The following is a 19,227-nucleotide window of genomic DNA, read 5'->3' on the forward strand; positions in this document are numbered from 1 at the left end:
CTAACATTCGCGCAAAGTTTTCAAACCCTTCTGAAATTTTGGAAACGGGGGGGGTGCCCCCCCCCCCCCCCCCCGTTAAAATCAGGGTTATTTGGGGTGGTTGAGATTTCTAAAAGGCGTTTGATTAAATTTACAGGTTTTGGCGTATCAAACAAATCATCTGCAAAATCCGAAAATATAGACTTCATTTCAGTTTTTGCCGTAGTTATAGAGCCTAAATCCTTAAAAATACTTGCAAGAATCTTAGTATTTACATCATATTCGCTTTTATAGATTTTCAATCTCGGCACATTGCCATTTTTAAAATATAAACTAACTTTGCCACTTATAAAATCCTCATAGCTAAATTTCCAATTTCTAACGCATTCTGTGCCATTTGGTAGTTGAATCGCAAATTTATTTGTATCGCTATTTTGATTTGGGTGCGCTGCATTAGAGCTAAACCACTCGCCTTTTGGGTCATTATCAGGGCTTGAAAATTCCATAGTATTTTCAAGCCTATTAAATTCAAGGTTATTTTTATTTTTGGCATAGCATAGAATATATTCGTGTTCTTTTCTAATAAATTTAGATTGTTTCAAAACACTACTTATAGAATTCCACACGATATTTGCCACAAAATTCCTCTCCCCAAAAATATCATCAAAAAGGCATTTTAAATACGCTTGATTCCTATCATCGATAGAGCAAAATATCACGCCATCATCGCGCAAAAGCATTTTTGCTAACTCTAATCGTGGCTTTAACATTGAGAGTAAATTATCACGCGTGATTGCGTTGTCATAGTTTGTATGCGCAAACTCGCCTAAATTGTCCTTGCCATAGGGCGGGTCGATATAAATCACTTTGATTTTCTCTCGGTATGCGATAAGTAGATTTAAAAGCGCGGGGTAATTATCGCCTATGATAAGCGTATGTGTGGGCTTATTTTTGTCATTTTCAAAGCTTAGTTTGCTATCTTTGGCGAAAAAATGAATGTCATTGCTAGGATTTTCTAATCTAATATCAAAGTGAAATCCTGTCTTTTTATAAGTCGTGCCAAGTGCTGAAATCGCCTGTGCTTCGGCGATAATTTCGGCTTTATTGATTAGCTTTTTTAGTAGCTCATAATTATTTTGCTCTAAAATCTTATCCTCTACCCGTGCTTTTAGCTCGCTCAAAATGTCGCTTTTTACTTGCTCTAAATTACTCTACATTGCTTTGCCTTTGATTTGTAGGATTTTTAAAGTTGCAATTTTAGCAAAATTTCACCAAAATTTGCTTTTTTAGATTCGGCTTTGGATTCGCATATTTATGGGTAGGATTCGCGTGAATCTATGCGCCTAGCCATAGTCCCGCACACGCGCAACATAGCACAAATGGCGTGAAAATAAGCGCGTATTTGCAATAACGCCAAAAGCCAAAAGTTATCCCCCTTTGGGAAAAAATCGAGCTTTTAGCAAGCAGTGATAGCCAAAGCAAAGTGCAAAGAGAGCCGATAGGGGTTAGCTTTGAGCCGATGTTGCACCCTAGCAAATGCGCATATACAAGGGTTTGTTTGAGATTTGTATTTATACCAAAGTCAATACTTGCTAAACTCAAAGTGAACAAATGCGGTTTTTCTCCAAAAAAATGCGCAAAAGGAAAAGGTGGAAACATCTCGTGTATCGTTAAATTGCCAAAAAGCACCATAGGCAAATTATTAAATATACTTGAGCCAATCGCACTAGCAACACTAACGCCAAAAGTGCTACTAATTGCATCGTGGGATAGCCCGCTTAAAAACACATCAAATGTGAGCTGAAGCTCCGTTTTTGTAAGCGCGGATACCACCACAAAGAGCCCAAAGACAAAGATGATAATGCCAAAAGGCGCGTTTTTAAGCGTGGATTTTGCCTTGCTATGCGACTTGCGCCACAGAGTAAAAAGCAAAATCCCCGCATAGATTCCGCAATTCACACTCAAAGGCAAGCTAAAATGCGTGGAGAGGAAAAAACTCGCCACAAACACGCAAAGACACGCGCAATGCAGGGCAAAAAGTTTGTTTGAGAGTTTGGGTTTGAGCGAGGTGCGAAAGAGCAGTGGCACATTTAGCGAAGTGCGAAATACGACTAAAAACAACGCGATTGCGCTAATGATGCCAAAAAGATTTGGCAAAAGCATCGCTCGTGCAAAGTCGCCAAAGCCTATGTGGTAGAATCTTGCGGTGATAATGTTGGTGAGATTTGAGATAGTAAGGGCATTTGAGCTAATGTCGCACATAAAGGCGGTGGCGAATAAAAAGGCGATGATTTGGGGGTTTGTCGCGTTGCGTGCGCGCAAAAATAGCCCTAGCACAAGCGGGGTAAAAATCAAAATCGCCCCGTCATTTGCCAAAACCGCGCTTGTAAGGGCGCAACAAAGTGTGAGTAAGATAAATGCCTTGCGCGTGTTTATGGCAAATTCAGCTTTTTGCGATATTGCACTAGATCTCAAATCTGCTTCATTGCAACGCACGCCCAAGTGCGCCTCATTCGCAGATTCTCGCTCTAGCACAATCTCATCAAAAATCTTAGAATTTGCGTTTTTTGTCATTGCGAGATTTGACGCAGTCAAATCGTGGCAATCCACATTGTTATATGGTTGCTTCGCTTCGCTCGCAAATTCTGTAAATTGAGGTTTTACAAAAAGCAAAATATCTTTTTCTTTGTCATTCTGAGCGAACGCAGTGAGCGAAGAATCTCTATTGTTTGAGGTTTTAGAGATACTTCGGACTACGCCCTCAGTATGACAAGTCAAATCCTCACAATGCCAAGAATTAGTTTTTGCCTTTTTTACGGAATATTTTACGGCACAGATTTTTAGCACCCAAAAAATCAGCCATTCAAAAAATCCAAACGCCTGTAAGCAATAGCTAATCACAATAAGCGCGATGAGGGTAAGCGCAGAGTCCCAAATAAGCGAAAATATAAAGCCCAAATCGCGTAGCTCCACAAGCCCAAGTGCGAATGTCGCCACCGCACCAATGCTAGAATACACCCAAATGCCAAATCCAAACGGACGGCGCAAAATCCCAAAAAGCGTGAGGGCGAAAATGATAAAAGCCAACATTTAAATTTTCCTTTGCATTGCCAAAAAATTACAAAATCTTTTTTAAATCACTAATAAATTCTGCAAATAACTTTATCTTTTTGCTAGGCTCAAAATCTGCGCTACTTAAAATATAGCACCCATCGGTATCGACCTCACAAATTGCCCTGCCTTTTTTAGCAGGATTTTTTACGCGCAGGGTTTCGTCCTCATCAAGCGTGATAAAAAATACTTTAATATGACTTGTAATGCTAGATTCTAGTAATTTAAGTTTTCAATATCCTGTTTGGGCTATGCGTTCGCGCAAGGTAACCTTGCTTGATAGAACAGCAATAATTTTGCAAGATTTTGGCTCAAAAACTACCATATCCACATCGGGCAAGTGCATACCAAACTCACCATAATCCACACAAAGATTGCGTTTTATCATTTCCAAATTTTTAGCTAAGTTTTTGGTTGTTTCTAGTTTGTTGCCATTGATGATTTCTAGCCCTAGATTTCGCACACTATCAGCGATTATGTATTCGATAAGTTTTTCTAAATTTTTCCCCTTAAATGCCCTCCAAGATTGCTCGGTATCATTTATGCCTTTTTGCAAGGCAAAATCTCTATGGATTTCCTTTGCTTCCTTAAAAATTTGCGAGAGATATTTATATGTCTCATTGCCAAATTTTGCTTTTTTGTTTTCATAAAGATTTATTAAGTCCGTGATAGTCATTGCTTCTCCATTATCAAAATGTATTCGGTGGGATATACGAGTTTATCGGTATTTTTTGTTTTTGCAAATCGTCCTGTTTTAGAGTCGCGTGTGGAGGGGAGCATTTTTGATGGGATTTCTCTGTGGATAATATCGTGCATTTTAAAGCCTAGATTTTGCATTTGTTCAGCAAATACTTCCGCGTTTAAAATCTCAACTCCCCTAAATTCTGTATTGCCAATTACTATGCAGGCTTTTGATTTTGGTTTTAGCACACGATACATTTCTGCAAATGATTGCAACATATCAGCATAATAGCATTGCACTTCAATAGCTTTTTTACCCTTAAGTTGCGTGATGATATTTTGTGCGATTTTGCTTTGTAAATCCGTGTTTGGTAAAGAGTTTTTTCTAAAACTACTGCCTATAAATTTTTTTCTAAATTCGCTTAGATTATCCAAAAATCCAAGCCATAGACTTGGTAGCTGGTGCAAATCGGCATATTCATAACTCGTTACATACGGAGGACTTGTAATGATAAGTTGGACTTCGTTGTCTTTAAGTGGCAAACACCTAGAATCCCCACACGAAAGATTTAAATGTTTGTCAATATTTGTGAGCGTATTTGCATCAAGCATTTGGTTAAATTGTTCGTGTTTTTTTATCATTTTTTTTGCTTGAGTTAAAAATAGTGTGTAGCAATCTGCATCTTTTTTGTGTAAATCTCTTGTAGGTTTTATGCTTTTTTGTAGCCAAATCGAGCAGGTTTTTAAAATCTGAGCAAAAGCGACTAGATAAAAATCTTGTATATCTTTATTTTCAATCCCTAAAATGTGCGTCAAAATTTCTTTAAGTTCGCGCTTTTGCTTTGACTTAAACCAATAATCAATGCGCTCATTTGAATCGATATTTTTTAGATTTTGGATATTGTTACATTTTGCTTTCTTCTTAGAGTTGTTTTGTGATGATTTTTGAAAAAATAGCGAGTTTTTATCATCATTTGAAAACTTCACTGACAACGCACTAAACTCTTGCTTCAAAAGATTTATATCTAAGGGCGTAGTTTTTACCTTTGCGACAAGATATGCGATTTGATTTATATCTACCCCAGCGCAACGGCGATTATGCACAAGGGTTTCTACCATAGTCGTCCCACTCCCCATAAAAGGGTCAAGCACCAAGTCCAAAGGCTTACTATATAGTTTAATTAGTCGTGAGGTAAGTTGAGGGATAAATTTTGCAGGATAGGTATAGTAGCTGTGCGTGATATAGGCAGTGTCTTTTTGTGTTTTATCACTAAACGACCACGAATAATCAATGGGAATCGTGCGAAAATCTTGTAAATTGATTGTATTATTTTGTGAATTTTTTTGCGTTGATAGCGAAAAATCTAATCTAGATTCTAGATTTTGCTTATATTTTTCATCATATTGCTGTGCTACTGAAGTCATTTAAAAAATGTCCTTTTAGTGAATTTGTTGCCATTATATTATGTTTAGATTAAAAAGCGTAACCAAATCACAATTATACAAAACTTTGCCTATTTTATTTTCGCTAAGGTTTTTTAAAAGGGTTTTATCCCAAATAGTTTCTTTGCACCTGCGCACCATAGGGCTAGTCCAAAATTACGCAAAAACAAGGTAGCAAAATCGCGCTAGATTCACACCAGCCATCTACATTCACACCGCGAATGTTTCGTGTGTGGCTTTTGTGTGCGGTATCGTCCTGCGTAGCATAGCGCATTTACACGCGCTTTTAGCTATCCACTCTTTGTTGATTCGCACCGCTTCCGCGCTAGAATCTATACCGATAAAATTCCGCCCCAAATCAAACGCCTCGCGCAAAAATCCCCCACTCCCACAAAAGCAATCCATAACAAGCGAATCTGCGTTTGATGACATTAAAATGATTTGTCGCAATAGCGCGGTGTTTTTCTGCGTGGGGTAGCACACTTTTTGAGCGTCTTTAAATTCCCAAATATCTTGGATTTTCTTTTCTGTGTAATCTTTGGCATAGATTTTTTTACGCGGATTGCCGTTTTTGCTCCACTCGATTAACCCCTCGCTTTGTAGTCTATCAAGTTCGCTCAAAGCACAACGCCAATGCCTACCTTTTGGCGGTTTTAGCCCCCTCCATTCTTGCCCACTCTCACCATTTAGCACCTCGCCCGGTGCGTGAAGCGGGATAGTCGTGTATGCACCCTTTTCATCGCGCTTGTTAAAGCGTTTGTCTAAATCGCTTTGTGCGACTTTCTCGCTCACTTCATTCCAAATAAACTCCGCACTTTTAGCATAAAATAAAATGTTATCTTTAATATTGCCATAGCCCTTTTTAGCGAAATTTTTAGGATTGCATTTCACACGCGTAATGTCGTTTATAAAGCACTCCCTGCCAAAAATCTCATCAAGCAAGATTTTGACATAATGCCCGATTTTGCAGTCTGTATGCACATAAATGCTCCCTTTTTGGCTTAACATTTCGCGCATCAAAATTAAGCGATAATATAAAAATTCCAAATACGAATCTAGGCTAAATTTATCGTTGTAGGCGACATTTGCGCTCAAACTCGCGCTCACCGTGCTACCCATTCTAAAAGTGTTGTTTGTGGCAAATGGCGGGTCAATGTAGATTAAATCAATGCTGTTTTTGTAGTCTTTTTTGGCTTTGTCGCTTTGGAGCAAAAAGCGCATAGCATTTAGATTATCATCAAAAATAAGTAGATTTTCTTTGCTAAAATCCCCTTGCAAGGCGTTTTTATAACGCTCTTGTAAAAATTCTTTTGGGCTTTTGAATTCTCTAAAAATCTCTAACATATCGCTACACCTGATACAAAAAATCACGCAACAATAATGCCGAAAAAATGTTTTTGTCCTTATGTGCCATTAGCGTTTCAAACATTTTGCCTTGATTTTTAATGTAGCATACGCCATCTAAAATAGCGATTTTTACGACATTTTCGCCTAAATTTTGAGAATTTAAAAGCGCGAAAGCATCATTAAGCTGTGCGTTTTGGTGTCCGCCAAAATCGCTTAAAAATTTTGCCTCGCCCAAAATATATTTGCCATTAAATCTAGCGATAAAATCTAGCCCTTTTTGATTTTCATAACCCAAAGATTCACACGCAAAATCTTGCATAGCCAAATCACTAGCATTTAAAATCGCATTGTCTTTTGTATTTTTGAAATCTTGCAAAGGCAGTGGCATTAAGCCAAGCGCACCACTATTTACCCACCTTTTAAATAATGGTCCTATTTGTCTATTTGTCTCTTTTGGTTGAGAGAGATTTTTATAGATTTCATCAAGCCCCATTTCTTTGAGCCTACCGCAAAGTCGCGCTATTGTCATAGGATTGCGCTCTATCGCACTTCTATCACGGCGCAAGTAGGCTACATACGAATCTTTTATGGGAAAAAGCTCAAAATCAAGCAAAGATTCGATAATTTTGTCTTGATTATTTTGCTTAAATTCTTTTTCAAACGCGCTCCATTTTTGCGTGTCAATTTCGCGCAAAGTGTCAGGACTCATAGGATAGACACGAAATAGCTCATCAAGGTAGTTTTTGGCATTTGCTAACTCTATGCTTTGGGAAAGAAAATAATTCATTTAGATTCCTTACAGGTTTTGCTTATCACAAAATCCAAATTATAGCAAACTTTGCTTATGTATTTTCACAAGGCTTTTTCAAAAGGATTTTGCCCCAAATAGTCTTTTTGCACCCGCGCACCACAGGGCAAGTCCGCATAATGCCACACCTCCTAAAAAAAGATACGCGCTAAAGTAGCCATAATATTGCGCGAAATACCCGCCTACGCCATTGCTTAACGCCCCGCCAAGTCCCCCGCAGGTAAGCGCAAAGGCAAGTCCTGCGTTGATATGTCCGCTCCCACGCAAGATAAGCGCGACCACTACGGGTAAAACTACCCCGCTAACCCCCGCTCCAATGCCATCTAAAATCTGCACGACTATCATCGCCCCTACACTATCAAAATGCGCTGCCACGCCCCCGCGAATGATGAGCGCGAAAAAGCAGGCAAAAAAGAGCCAAAAATAGAGTTTAAATTCTGAATCTTGCGTGGATTTTGCGGGATTTGTGGAATCTGCTTTATGCCAATCTTGCACCTTGCGCAACTTTGCTTTATACAAATCTAATTTTCGCAACAATCTCCCGCACAAAAACGCCACAAATATCATCGTGCTTTGCGCGATAAGAATGGTAGCTGCGGCATACGCGCCACTTGAGTCGATACCTAGTCTCTGCGCCCTTTGGCTTAGCAGAGGGAGCATTGCAGCATTGCTAAGGTGGAAGCAAAACATTATCACGCTTAAAAATAACACGCGTTTATCGGTAAATAGCGCGATTAGGCGCGTGGGTTTGGGTTTAGGTGTCGCTTCAAAAGTCGCTTTGCTACAAATCTCGCCCCGCGCGGTAAAATCATCGATAGACTCTCGCTTTATGAGTGTCAAAACCACAAGCGAAATCCCCCCAAGAGTCGCCGTAATCACAAACACACTCACAATGCCAAAATACAGCGCAAAGCAAAAACTAAGTGCCGCACCAAACGCCGTCCCTGCGTGTTTATAGGCTTCGTTTCTCGCCGTTTGGAGCGGATAGTCGCGCACACCGACAATGCCAAGCGTGAGTGCGGCAAACGCAGGGGCTAAAAACACCCCGCTAAGTGCGACTAGCCCTTGCGCTAGTAGCGTGAAAATAAATGAGGGGAAAAGGTAGTTTAGGGCGCAAAACGCGATGATAAGGGCGATAAATGCGCCTATAAGCTCTTTTTTGCGCGTGGTTTTATCCACCAAAATCCCGCAAGGCACACCTAAAACAAGCGCGATTAGACTTGAAATCGTGCCGATTCGCCCTATTTCAAATTCACCAAAGCCATTTTGTAGTAAAAACACGCCCAAAAATGGTCCCAAACCATCGCGCACATCAGCGACAAAGAAATTGAGCCACGCTAAAAGATTGTGAGGATTCATAGTCAAAAATCGCTTAAAATGCGTGGATCTTGTTTAGATTTGTGCCAAAAATCCACGCGATTCGCGCTATAAGATTTGTGCTATTTTCGCAGTTCATTATAGATTTTCTCGTTTGTTTTTAGTTCCTCTTTGTCGCGTAAATTGCGCTCATTTAGTCGATTTGTAGTGATTGATTGCTCGATGTTGTAGAGTTGGTTTAGTAGATTTTGCTTCTCATCGCCTTGTGCGTGATAGAGTTTTACTTGCAAAATGCGCTTGTCAAGCTCGAGTTTCTCGCGCTCATCGCGGAATCTTTGCGTGGCTTTGTGCAATTCGTTGCGTGATTTGTCCTCGATTTGCAATGCGCGGATTTGTGCTTCTTTACTTGCATTTGCAAAGATTTCAGGTGCGATTCCCTTTATGCGTGGCAATTCTGCACCTAGCGGGGTGAATCCTGCCTCGTGTGGTGGGTGTAAATCGTGTGGTTTAGCATTCGCGCTTATGGCGATAATCGCGCTAAAAAGTAGCGCAGTAACGATAAAATGTCTCATTTTCTGTCCTTTGTGTTAGGTTTTACATTGAAATAAACGCTATTGTAGCCAAATTTGCTTGCATATTTGGTGCTTTGTGGCGAAATTTACGCGACTTTTACCACTGCATATAACTTACTCATACTTTGCGCAAATGCCAAGCGCACAGCACAATAGCACTTGCGCAAACTAAGCCAATTAACAAGATTTTGGTATAATCGCTTTATGTGAAGATTTTACCTATGAAAAAGACGCACTACCCACGATTCAAAACATTGTTTTACACTTTATATACAATAAATATTTGAAATAACATATCGCCACAAACGCATTTTGTGTCTATCACTCATAAAAATTTCTAGTAGATTTTAGGCTATGGATTATGGATATTTGGACGACTTTTGAGACACTTTTCACGCTACCGACATTGCAAAGACTAGGGCTAGGACTTTTTGTCAGCTTTTATTTAGCCTTTGTAAGTATCGTGCTATCTATCGCGCTAGGGAGTGTGGTGGGGCTAGCGATGATGAGTAGATTTTGGATTTTGCGCGGGGTGATGAAAATCTATTTAGAATCTATGCGGATTATTCCTGTGCTAGCATTGCTATATGTGCTATATTTTGGCTTGCCACAGATTCTAAGTTTAAGCATAGCAAACTACGCCGTAGCTATCATTGCTTTTAGTTTATGGGGAAGTGCTGAAATGGGCGATTTGGTGCGTGGTGCGCTAGGAAGCATAGATAGCCATTACAAACAAAGCGCGCTAGCATTAGGATTTACTACCTTGCAGATACAAGTTTTTATCATATTTCCGCTAGCCTTTAAGCGACTTTTGCCAAACCTTATCAATCTTTTTACGCGAATGATAAAAACCACCTCGCTTGTGCTTTTTATCGGCATTAGCGATATTTTGCAAGTAGGGAGACAAGTCATTGAAGCAAATAGGGCATTGCTAGAAGCACCATTTATCATTTATGGTTTGATTTTGTGTCTATATTTTGCGCTATGCTACCCGCTTAGCCTTATAGCCAAAAAGCTAGAATCAAAAGCCTGCTAGCCACATAAAAAACGGAGAATCAAATGCCAACGCAGATTTTAAAAATAGTAAATCTCAAAAAATCTTATGGCACTAAAGAGGTGCTAAAAGACATAAATTTAGAGCTACACAAAGGCGAAGTGCTATGCCTGCTAGGTCCTAGTGGCTGTGGCAAATCAAGCCTGCTAAGGTGCATAAATGGGCTAGAAACCTTTGAGTATGGCGAAATCTACTTAGAATCTAACCTCATCACTTCAGGGCAAAATCTACCATCACAACACAAATCCATAAATTTTAATAACTCTAATATTCCCACAAAATCTAGTCCAAAATCCACCAAAACAAATTGGAGTAAAATCCGTCAAGAAATCGGTATGGTGTTTCAAAACTACGAGCTTTTCGCGCATCTAAGTGTGGAGGAAAATATCTCTTTAGCTCCGATAAAAGTCCAAAAACGCGACAAAAAAGAAGTCTTAGCACAAGCCCACGCACTCCTAAAACGCGTAGGGCTAGAATCATACACAAAATCCTACCCAAAAACCCTTAGCGGCGGGCAAAAACAGCGAGTGGCGATTGTTCGGGCATTGTGTATGAATCCTAAGATTTTATTGCTAGATGAAATCACCGCTTCGCTAGATCCAGAGATGGTGCGCGAGGTGCTAGATGTTGTTTTATCCCTTGCAGATGAGGGCAAGACAATGATGATTGTTACGCACGAAATGGGTTTTGCAAAGGCGGTTAGCGATAGAATCATATTTTTGGATAATGGCATAATACAGCAAGAAGATAGCCCAAGTGAGTTTTTTACCAATCCCAAAACCCCTCGCGCACAGAAGTTTTTGCAAAGTTTTGATTTTAAGCCACGCAAAAATTTGGGCTAGATATTATTTCTAAGATTTTTTGAATTTTGTGGTTTTTGGATTTAAAAACAAAATCTAGATTTTGCGCTAATTTTGCGTTATTTTGCACTGATTTTGCATTGTCATAGAATCTGTTGAAATTACTTGGCTGTTAAATAAAAATTGTTGACAGGCTAGTTTTTGACTATTTTTACTCTTTTTGCGTTTCGTTAGATTCTCTGTTAGATTCCCCGCTAGATTCATCATTAGTTTCGCCATTTAGATTTTCCTGCGCATTTTCTACCTCTTCAAAAACTTGCGCATTTTGGCTAAAAATCTCAAAATCCCTACCCTCAAACTTCACTTGCTCCACTATGCCTAAAATCTGCTTTTGCAAAGCACCTGCTAGCTCTAAAAACTTCTCTTTTTCTTTTCCGCTTAGCTCGCTTGCTACCGTGCGGATTCGCTTTAGCGGATCGATTGGCTGATTTAGCTTATATAGCCCAAAATGCAAATGCGCCCCCGTGCTTAAACCGCTAGAGCCTACCTTGCCGATGAAAGTCCCTGCTTTTACCTGCGCTCCTATACGCGTGTTTATCGAGCTTAGATGCGCATATAGCGATTTGATTCCGCCATTATGTGCGATTTCGATGACTTTGCCATAGCCTCCGCGCACGCCTGCGTAGGTTACCATACCTCCCGCAGTCGCCCTCACAGGTGTCCCAGCACTCGCCACATAATCCACCCCATAATGCGGACGGACAATCTTTAGCACAGGGTGCTTCCTCCCTAGCGAAAATCTCGATGAAATGCGCGTATAGCTTACAGGCGGGATAAAGTGAAAACCAGCCATTTCTTTGCCATTTGCATCATAATAATTGCCATTTGTGTATTGAAACACAAAAAGAGGTTTTTTTGCTACCTCTATCATACTTGCCTTTATATCGGGGCTACCATAGGGCGCACCCAAGCGATAATCCCGCTCATAAAGAATGGATAGTTTGTCATCTTTATGCACCATAGTCGCAGGACTTCTAGCAAAAATATTTGAAAATTCGCCTGCTAGAACCCTGTCATTTGTAGCGTTTATAATGTCGATATATGGGGAGTTTTGCACTTTTAGCGTTAGCACTTGTTCTTTTTTAAAGGAAGCGATAGGGATAAAATCTAGCACAAATTCATCATTGTGCTTATAAATATGGATTTGCGCACTATTGCTTATGGGGATAAGCGCGTGGAGCAAATCCCCCTCATCATTTCTAAGCGTGTAATAAGTCGCATTTGCTTTGACTTCTGCGGTTAGCTCTTTGTCTTGTGATGGGAGGTTGTAATACAGTTTTATGGGGATTAGATTTTGCTCAAAAAAACCTAGCAAAGTCAGTCCATTTGCCCAAGATAGCCTCTCGCCAACCGCACCAAAGCTAGCACTTCCAAATCCAAAAAAGCCTATTATCAAGCAAATTTGCAAACTAGCGCGATAAGGTTTTAAAATACATAAATGAAAAAGGCGAGATTTAAGAAAAGAATGAGTAGGCATTTTCTCTCTTTTTTATGTTTTTTTTTTGCGTGTTTTAGATTTTGGTATTTATGATAACAAATGCCAAAATTTAGTGCCAAAAAAATAAATGTAAAAAATGTAAAAAAGCGATTTTACCCAATTTGTGCTAATTTATGCAATATTTGTCTTGCAAAGGCTTGCAAAAATCTTGAAAAATCAAAATCTTATGCTACGAAAATCTAATCACTAGAATCTTGTTTTATTTGATTTTTTTGAAATTGTTTTTGGACTTCTTTTTGTATAGCTTTGCATAATGGAGTATGATTTGTGTGGGATTTTATGATAGTATCTTGCCATATTATGGCACATACTTGTTTGTCGTTTATATATATCCACTCTTGGTTTATGTCTATTTTTTCTAAGCAAAATTTTTGGGATTTTTTATCCAAATACTTAGATATTTGACAAAATCCATCACTAAAAACTCTATTTACAATCTCGTTAGCACTAGCGTTTTTAGCGGCTAATGCTAAGGCGTATTTTGCTAAATATAGTTCGCTCAAATACCACCGCGCAAAATGCTGGATAAAACTTTCAATTATTGCATTGTTAGTATCTATATCAAATTCTGCTAATAAATCATCAAATTGCTTCTTGCTAGGATTTGTAAGGATTAAATCTTCATAATTTAGCTTTTTAAATGCGTTGAAAATCTCATCGCTTTTTATAGATTTTAGTAAAATATAGCGTTCATATCCTTGAAATCCAACATCAACTATTTCTTTTAGCCTTGCTTGATTTTTGGGAGTTTTTAGCGCGTTGTAAGTGTTATTCAGCAAAAAAACTTCTGTTGGGTGTCCGCAAGAAACATCCATACATACTTCATTGTTGTTGATAGATTGGTGCAATATTATTCCCAAAATCTCATCTCCACCGCTTAATATAAACCGCTCCTGCTCGCCAAAAAACTCATTTACTAGCGTTGCTACTTGCTCATATTTTTTACTCTTAGTTTGATTCTCATACATCTCGCTAGCAAAAAAATCATCATCATAAAAGTTAGCCAAAATATTAAATAACCAAATTCGTTGGGCTTTTTGGTAGCTTATGATAAAGTCATTGATTAGTTTTTGTATTTCTTGCGGTTGTATTTCTTGTGATTGTATTTCTTGCGTGTGTTTTGATAGATTTTGTATTTCTTGTTGGGCTATGTTTTCAAGCGTGGCATTAAATCTAAAATGCTCTTTTTGATATGCTTTTATGAGTTGGAGGATTTTTATTTGCGGGGTGTCATAAAACGCTTTAGAATCTGTTTTTGCAAAATCTTTTTTAGATTTTATCTCTTGTGGGATTTCTTTTTTGATTCTAGCTTCTCTAAATAGTGGCTCAAAATCGCTTAATTCCACCGCTTGCGCAAAGAGAGTGAAAATCACGCAAGCAAAGATTATGTTTTTTATCATTTTAAAATCCTGTCAAAAAAGATTCTATAAAACACTATCCTAAAAAACCCAAACAATTTCAAACCATTTATCATTTTGCATTCTCCAATTTTTAGAAAATTTTACAATCATAAAATCACTCGCTAATCCCGCATTACAACACCCGAAATTCTTCAGGGTTATCAAGTGCATAGCGGAATCTCTCCATATCCACGCGCTTATCCCATATACTTACCATTACGCACGCTACGACATTTCCACAGAGATTGCCCACGCTTCGCATTTCGCTTAAGAACTTATCGATTCCAAGTATGGCTGCCACCGTTACAGCGGGGATTAGGTGCGAGCCATCGCCCATCGTAAGCGCGGAGAGCGTCCCTGCTAGCACGATAAACCCGCTTCCCGTTACGCCCACTGCGCCCTTAGAGCTTATCATCAAAATAAGAATTAGCGTGATAGTTTGCTCGATAGTGATAGGAATGTCAAAGGCTTGAGAGAGGAAAATCACCGCAAGGCTTAGATAAATATTTGTCGCGTCCAAATTAAAGCTATACCCCACAGGCATTACAAGCCCCACGCTTGCCTTTTGGATTCCCGCTTTTTCGAGCTTGCGCATTAGGGGAGCTAGCGCAGTCTCAGAGCTAGAAGTCGCAAAGACTACTAGCACCTCCCGATACACAAAGCGCATTAGCTTAAAGATATTGATTTTGCCAAGCAGACAAATAATCCCCAAAATCACAAAGATAAAGGCAAGCACGGCAGCTGCCATCGTGAGAAGGAGCTGTGCCATACCGCTAATGGAGGCAAAGCCAAACTTAGCGATTAAAAAAGCCATAGCCCCAAATGTCGCTAGTGGCGAATACCAAATCAGCGCGGTTAGGACTTTGAAAAAAGTCTCTTGCATAGATTCTAAGTAATTTAACGCCTTTTCTTTTATCGCAGGGCTTGTAAAGCTAAGTATTATTGCCACGCAAATCGCCATTACAAGCACTTGGAGGATTTTGCCCTCCACAAATGGCGTAATGGGGTCGTGGGGAATGGCTGTTTTTAAAATGTGCAAAATCTCTCCGCCAGCACTACTTGGCATACTTGAGCCCTGCGCGATATAGCCCGCCACATCTCCAGAATCTAAAGACTCGACTTTTAAGTGCATTCCGTGCCCGGGCTTAATGAGCTCGCCAAAAAGCACGCCGATGACAAGCGCAAAGGTGCTCACCACCTCAAAATAAATCAGCGTCTTTAGCCCCAAACTCCCCAAAGTCTTTAAGTCCTCTAGGCGCGTGATACCAGTGATGATGGTAAGGAAAATGATAGGTCCCATTAAAAGCTTTAGCCCTTTGATAAAGGGGTCAATGGTGTATTCTTTGCTAGCTATGCTAAAATGGTGGAAAAAGCTGATTATGTCGTTGTTTGTGGCATTTGGCGCAGTATCATAAAAGCTCCCAATGCTCCCAAACACCACGCCTAAAAATATACCAATAAACACCCAAAACACAAGACTTCTCGCAATGCCCTTGCTCATTTGTTGCTTTTGTTTGTAGCTACCTTGTTTATGCGCTTTTGTCAGCATTTACACCCCTTTGTAGTAAGCATTACTTCTTGCTATTTGTGTAGTTTTTGTCAAGTATTTTTTTGTGATTTATTTGCATAAATCGTGTTTTGCGCAAAGTTTTTGTATAAGAAGTTTTGCATAAAGTTTTGCCTAAAATTGTAGGCTTTTACACAAAACAATGCAAGAAAAAAATACAAAAATCATCACAAAATCTTAATAAATTTAGGCTCATTTTAACTTAAGCGGTTGATTTCTTATCATTTTCAGCAAGATTTTATACAAATCTTGTCCATTGGTTTTAGTGATGACTATCTAAATTCTGTTTTTTTATAAATAAAGCAAAAAATTCTCTTTTTTGATTCTCCTAAATTTAGCAAATCTATGTTTTGCATAGCCACTTTTTTCTGCAGTTGCAAGTCAAACAAAAGAAAAAAACGGGGTTTTTTGCTAGCTACTTAAGTCTCTTTTACCTCTCACTCTTTTAGCACCGAAAATCTATATTAAAAGGTTGCTTTCATCAACTTCGATTTTGCCATTTAATTTAGATATTTTCTCACATTCTTTGGCGATTAAAATGCGAATTTGATTGATGATTTTATTGACACTTTGGCGAGAAATGTTGCTTAATTTTGCAATTTTAGAAGCTTCAATATCAAGACTTCTTACAAAAGCTACAAGTGTAAGCGAAGTAGAAATATATTTAATAATCTCTATTGTTTTTGCCTCTGAAATTCTTGCAAAGTTTTTTATTATGTGGTGATATACTTGTTTTTCATCGTGTGCATCATAACTTAAGACTCATTTATGTGGGACTAAGTAAAAGATAGCTTTTTTATGAAAATATACCCACCCCCTTAGTCCCCCTCCGCAGAGGGAGGGGGAAATTTTTCTCATACTGAGGTTTGGCACAAACCAAAGTAACTCTAAATTTTAAACACAATAGAGATATTTTGTTTGCTACGCAAACTTAATATGACAAGCAAATATTTTGAGAATTATTTGAGATATTTTACTTCGCTAAATATAACATTATAGTGATTTTTCACTTCCTTGCGGATGTGGCTAAAGGTGGTAAAATAGTCATTGTGAGCGTGGCTTATGCCACGCGTGAAAATCTATAATCTCAAAGAAAATGGATTGCCGCGTTTTTGCAACTTTTGGCAAAGTCGCAAAATCTCGCAATGACAGCAACATTTCATATACTACTGATTTTTGTTATATTGAGCGCGTAAGCGCGAAATATCTTTATTTGCGTTTTAGGTTTTCTTAAAGAAGTTGCGCTTTGAGATACTTCGTTTTTTTACAAAATCTCACAAGATGTTGTAGTATGTGGATTGCCACGCTCGCTTTGCTCGCTCGCAATGACGGAAGCAGAATCATTGCTTACAATGACGGATAATTAGATTGCTACGCTTAGATTCTGCAAAATGCAAAATCCGCTCTCAATGATAGCAATGCAAAATCTAGCAATGACAAATCATTTTTTTGCCATATTGAGTGGGCGTTTTTTAGTGGATATTTGTGTATATTTTTAGCGGGCGTTTAGGGGGCGTTTAGCGAAGTGAAATCTAAACACTAAAAATAGTCGATTTAGATTTGGGCGTTATAATGGATTGGACTTGAAATTGCTATATTTGAATAAGTTGAATAGTGCTTAAATAATGTTTGAATGATTATGTTTAGTTTGTTTATTGTGCGATGTTTAGGAGTTTTATGAGATTTAGGGCAAGTCGTTTTTTTGCGTTGTTTTGGTTAAATGTGCTTGTTTTTAGCGCGTTTTTTGGTGGTGGATTAGGGTGTGCTAATGGATTTAAAATCCAAGAGCAAAGCCTAAATGCCACCGCTCTTAGCTCGGCATATATAGCAGGGGCGCGTGGTGCTGATGCGAGCTATTATAATCCCGCGAATATGGGGTTTAAAAACGATTGGGGGGAGAATAAAAGTGAGTTTGAGCTAGCTACTTCGCTGATTCGTATCCCCGGCTTTAGCTTTGATGTGCCTACGACAAATCAGGGGCTTTATTCAAAGACTAAGCTAACATTTACAGATACTATGTCAAGCACCATTGATACTATTCATGAACTATTCCCTGGGATAGGACTAGGAAGCCTAAAAGCCCCTATTATTTTAGACCACACTTCAGCGGATTCTCAAATCATCACAGGTAGCACAGGCGATACCAACTTTATCCTGCCCAAATTTTTTTACAAAACGAGGACAAATCACGGAATCACGCTAGGTTTTAGCTTTGTAGCTAGCTCGGGGCTAGCGATGGAGTGGGCGGGCAAAGGGGGGGAGTTTCTCCAAGATGTGTTTATAATGATGGTTGAGGCTAGCCCTAGTATATCGTGGACGGTGGCAGATAGATTTTCTATCGGTTTTGGACTGCGCGGAATGTATGCTATGGGGAAATTTAATAATGTCGTGTATGTCCCGCTAGATAAAGATGGCAAAGGAATCTCACTTACCACCGACCAAATCGTAAATCTAGCCAAACACCCAGAATCACTAAAAATACTTATCCCAGAATCTATACGAAATGGATTTGTAGGGGATGTATTAAAAAATTCAACAGTGCAAAGCCTTTTAAAGCTTTTAGGCATTGATTTACGCATAGATGGTTGCACCTCAAGCACAGAACCTACTCAAGCAATAAATTGCGTAAATTGGGGTGCGTTGATGAATGATGTAAAAACCGAAACTACAAACCTCTATGGCACTTCCAAAGTCTATCAAAAAAGCGAGGGTAGTGATTTATCTGTGGGGTATCGCTTGGCATTCTCTATGCGAGTAGTGGATAATGGTATGTTTTCGGTGGTGTTTAATAGCCCTGTGGCGTTTGATATGAGAGGCGAGGTAAAGGCTACGACTTATGTAGGAGGGGCTATGGGAAATGTGCTTACCACCGCTCCGCTAAAAATAGATGTGCAAATGCCAGAAATCCTAACCGTTGCTTACGCGCAGGATTTTTTTGCAAAACGAGTAAGGCTAGAGGGGGTGTATGAGCGGACATTTTGGAGTAGGGGGTGGAAATTTCGAGTAACGCCAGATTTTGAAAACGCAAAATATGAGGGCTTAAGCGGGCTAGTAAGCTACCGCGATGTATGGGAAACACAAGATGGGGCAACACTAAAAAATATGGTAGGCATAGCAGATTTTGGCGTGGTAAGCAATATGGGCGCAGGGTGGAGGGATACCAATACCTTTCGACTAGGAGCGACATATCTAGGCAAAAAAAATCGCCTTATGGGTTCTGTGGCGTATGATGCAGCTCCTAGCCCACAGGATAAAATCGGCATACCCGATAGCGATGGATATATGGTAGGCATAGGACTAAAAAGGAATTTTAAGGGATTTGACTTTGGGCTAGCAGGAAGCTGGACATACAAAGCCTCAATGAGCTCAATGTATCATAGCGGGGGACTTGGCGGGCTATATATCTATACTGCTTCGCTAGGGTATCGGTGGTAGGGTTTATTTATAGCGTTAGATTTTGATTTTGTTAAAAAATTTTTAATCAAAACTTCGTTTAATCTTGCTTTTTTTTAGATTTTGTGTTTAATCTTGCATTGCAAAAGCGAGAAAATTTGCTAGATTTTACGCTATTTAAACCCCGCCATTTTAAG

13 protein-coding genes and 2 pseudogenes are annotated in these 19,227 nt (G+C 39.2%); 3 read left to right on the plus strand and 12 right to left on the minus strand.

Annotation, left to right across the window (positions count from 1 at the left end; all coding sequences use genetic code 11):
• Positions 1–20: 20 nt before the first annotated feature.
• From ACWIX0_RS02250 to ACWIX0_RS02285, 8 genes and pseudogenes are all read right to left on the minus strand, one after another.
• A complete protein-coding gene (locus tag ACWIX0_RS02250) occupies positions 21–1,160 on the minus strand; it encodes a site-specific DNA-methyltransferase (protein ID WP_454171592.1) in 1,140 nt (379 codons plus the stop codon).
• A 154-nt stretch (positions 1,161–1,314) separates the two neighbouring features.
• Positions 1,315–3,069 carry an ArsB/NhaD family transporter gene (locus tag ACWIX0_RS02255; protein ID WP_454171594.1) on the minus strand — a complete coding sequence of 585 codons (1,755 nt, stop codon included), beginning with the start codon at positions 3,067–3,069 and terminating at the stop codon, positions 1,315–1,317.
• 28 nt (positions 3,070–3,097) lie between these two features.
• A pseudogene (locus ACWIX0_RS02260) lies at positions 3,098–3,766 on the minus strand (BsaWI family type II restriction enzyme).
• The gene (locus tag ACWIX0_RS02265; protein ID WP_454171596.1) at positions 3,763–5,196 is read right to left on the minus strand and encodes a DNA methyltransferase; all 1,434 of its coding nucleotides are present in this window, start codon (positions 5,194–5,196) and stop codon (positions 3,763–3,765) included. Before ACWIX0_RS02265 ends, ACWIX0_RS02260 begins: the two are co-directional and overlap by 4 nt.
• Before the next feature lie 228 nt (positions 5,197–5,424).
• A complete protein-coding gene (locus ACWIX0_RS02270) occupies positions 5,425–6,558 on the minus strand; it encodes a site-specific DNA-methyltransferase (RefSeq protein WP_454171597.1) in 1,134 nt (377 codons plus the stop codon).
• Between the two features lie 4 nt (positions 6,559–6,562).
• Complete coding sequence (locus ACWIX0_RS02275) at positions 6,563–7,348, minus strand: restriction endonuclease (protein ID WP_454171599.1); 786 nt, start codon at positions 7,346–7,348, stop codon at positions 6,563–6,565.
• A 78-nt stretch (positions 7,349–7,426) separates the two neighbouring features.
• The gene (locus ACWIX0_RS02280; protein ID WP_454171601.1) at positions 7,427–8,728 is read right to left on the minus strand and encodes an MFS transporter; all 1,302 of its coding nucleotides are present in this window, start codon (positions 8,726–8,728) and stop codon (positions 7,427–7,429) included.
• A gap of 80 nt (positions 8,729–8,808) precedes the next feature.
• Entirely contained in the window at positions 8,809–9,258 is a 450-nt protein-coding gene (locus ACWIX0_RS02285) for a hypothetical protein (protein WP_454171603.1), read from the minus strand.
• Between the two features lie 361 nt (positions 9,259–9,619).
• Here ACWIX0_RS02285 and ACWIX0_RS02290 point away from each other — a divergent pair, with 361 nt between their 5' ends.
• Together ACWIX0_RS02290 and ACWIX0_RS02295 are read left to right on the plus strand one after the other, a co-directional pair.
• The gene (locus ACWIX0_RS02290) at positions 9,620–10,294 is read left to right on the plus strand and encodes an amino acid ABC transporter permease (RefSeq protein ID WP_454171605.1); all 675 of its coding nucleotides are present in this window, start codon (positions 9,620–9,622) and stop codon (positions 10,292–10,294) included.
• 23 nt (positions 10,295–10,317) lie between these two features.
• A complete protein-coding gene (locus ACWIX0_RS02295) occupies positions 10,318–11,154 on the plus strand; it encodes an amino acid ABC transporter ATP-binding protein (protein WP_454171606.1) in 837 nt (278 codons plus the stop codon).
• A 169-nt stretch (positions 11,155–11,323) separates the two neighbouring features.
• Here the strand turns inward: ACWIX0_RS02295 and ACWIX0_RS02300 are convergent, their stop codons facing one another.
• From ACWIX0_RS02300 to ACWIX0_RS02315, 4 genes and pseudogenes are all read right to left on the minus strand, one after another.
• Positions 11,324–12,649, minus strand: a complete 1,326-nt coding sequence (locus ACWIX0_RS02300) for a peptidoglycan DD-metalloendopeptidase family protein (protein WP_454171608.1) — start codon at positions 12,647–12,649, stop codon at positions 11,324–11,326.
• 200 nt (positions 12,650–12,849) lie between these two features.
• Positions 12,850–14,070 carry a hypothetical protein gene (locus ACWIX0_RS02305; protein ID WP_454171610.1) on the minus strand — a complete coding sequence of 407 codons (1,221 nt, stop codon included), beginning with the start codon at positions 14,068–14,070 and terminating at the stop codon, positions 12,850–12,852.
• Positions 14,071–14,203: 133 nt separating this feature from the next.
• The gene (locus ACWIX0_RS02310) at positions 14,204–15,571 is read right to left on the minus strand and encodes a cation:dicarboxylate symporter family transporter (protein WP_454171756.1); all 1,368 of its coding nucleotides are present in this window, start codon (positions 15,569–15,571) and stop codon (positions 14,204–14,206) included.
• Positions 15,572–15,829: 258 nt separating this feature from the next.
• Positions 15,830–16,389 (minus strand): annotated as a pseudogene (locus ACWIX0_RS02315) (hypothetical protein).
• Between the two features lie 925 nt (positions 16,390–17,314).
• Between ACWIX0_RS02315 and ACWIX0_RS02320 the strand changes: the two are divergent.
• Positions 17,315–19,072 (plus strand): OmpP1/FadL family transporter, encoded by a 1,758-nt coding sequence (locus tag ACWIX0_RS02320; RefSeq protein ID WP_454171612.1) that lies wholly within the window; start codon positions 17,315–17,317, stop codon positions 19,070–19,072.
• Positions 19,073–19,227: the final 155 nt, after the last annotated feature.

This window comes from Helicobacter sp. T3_23-1059, assembly GCF_053654515.1.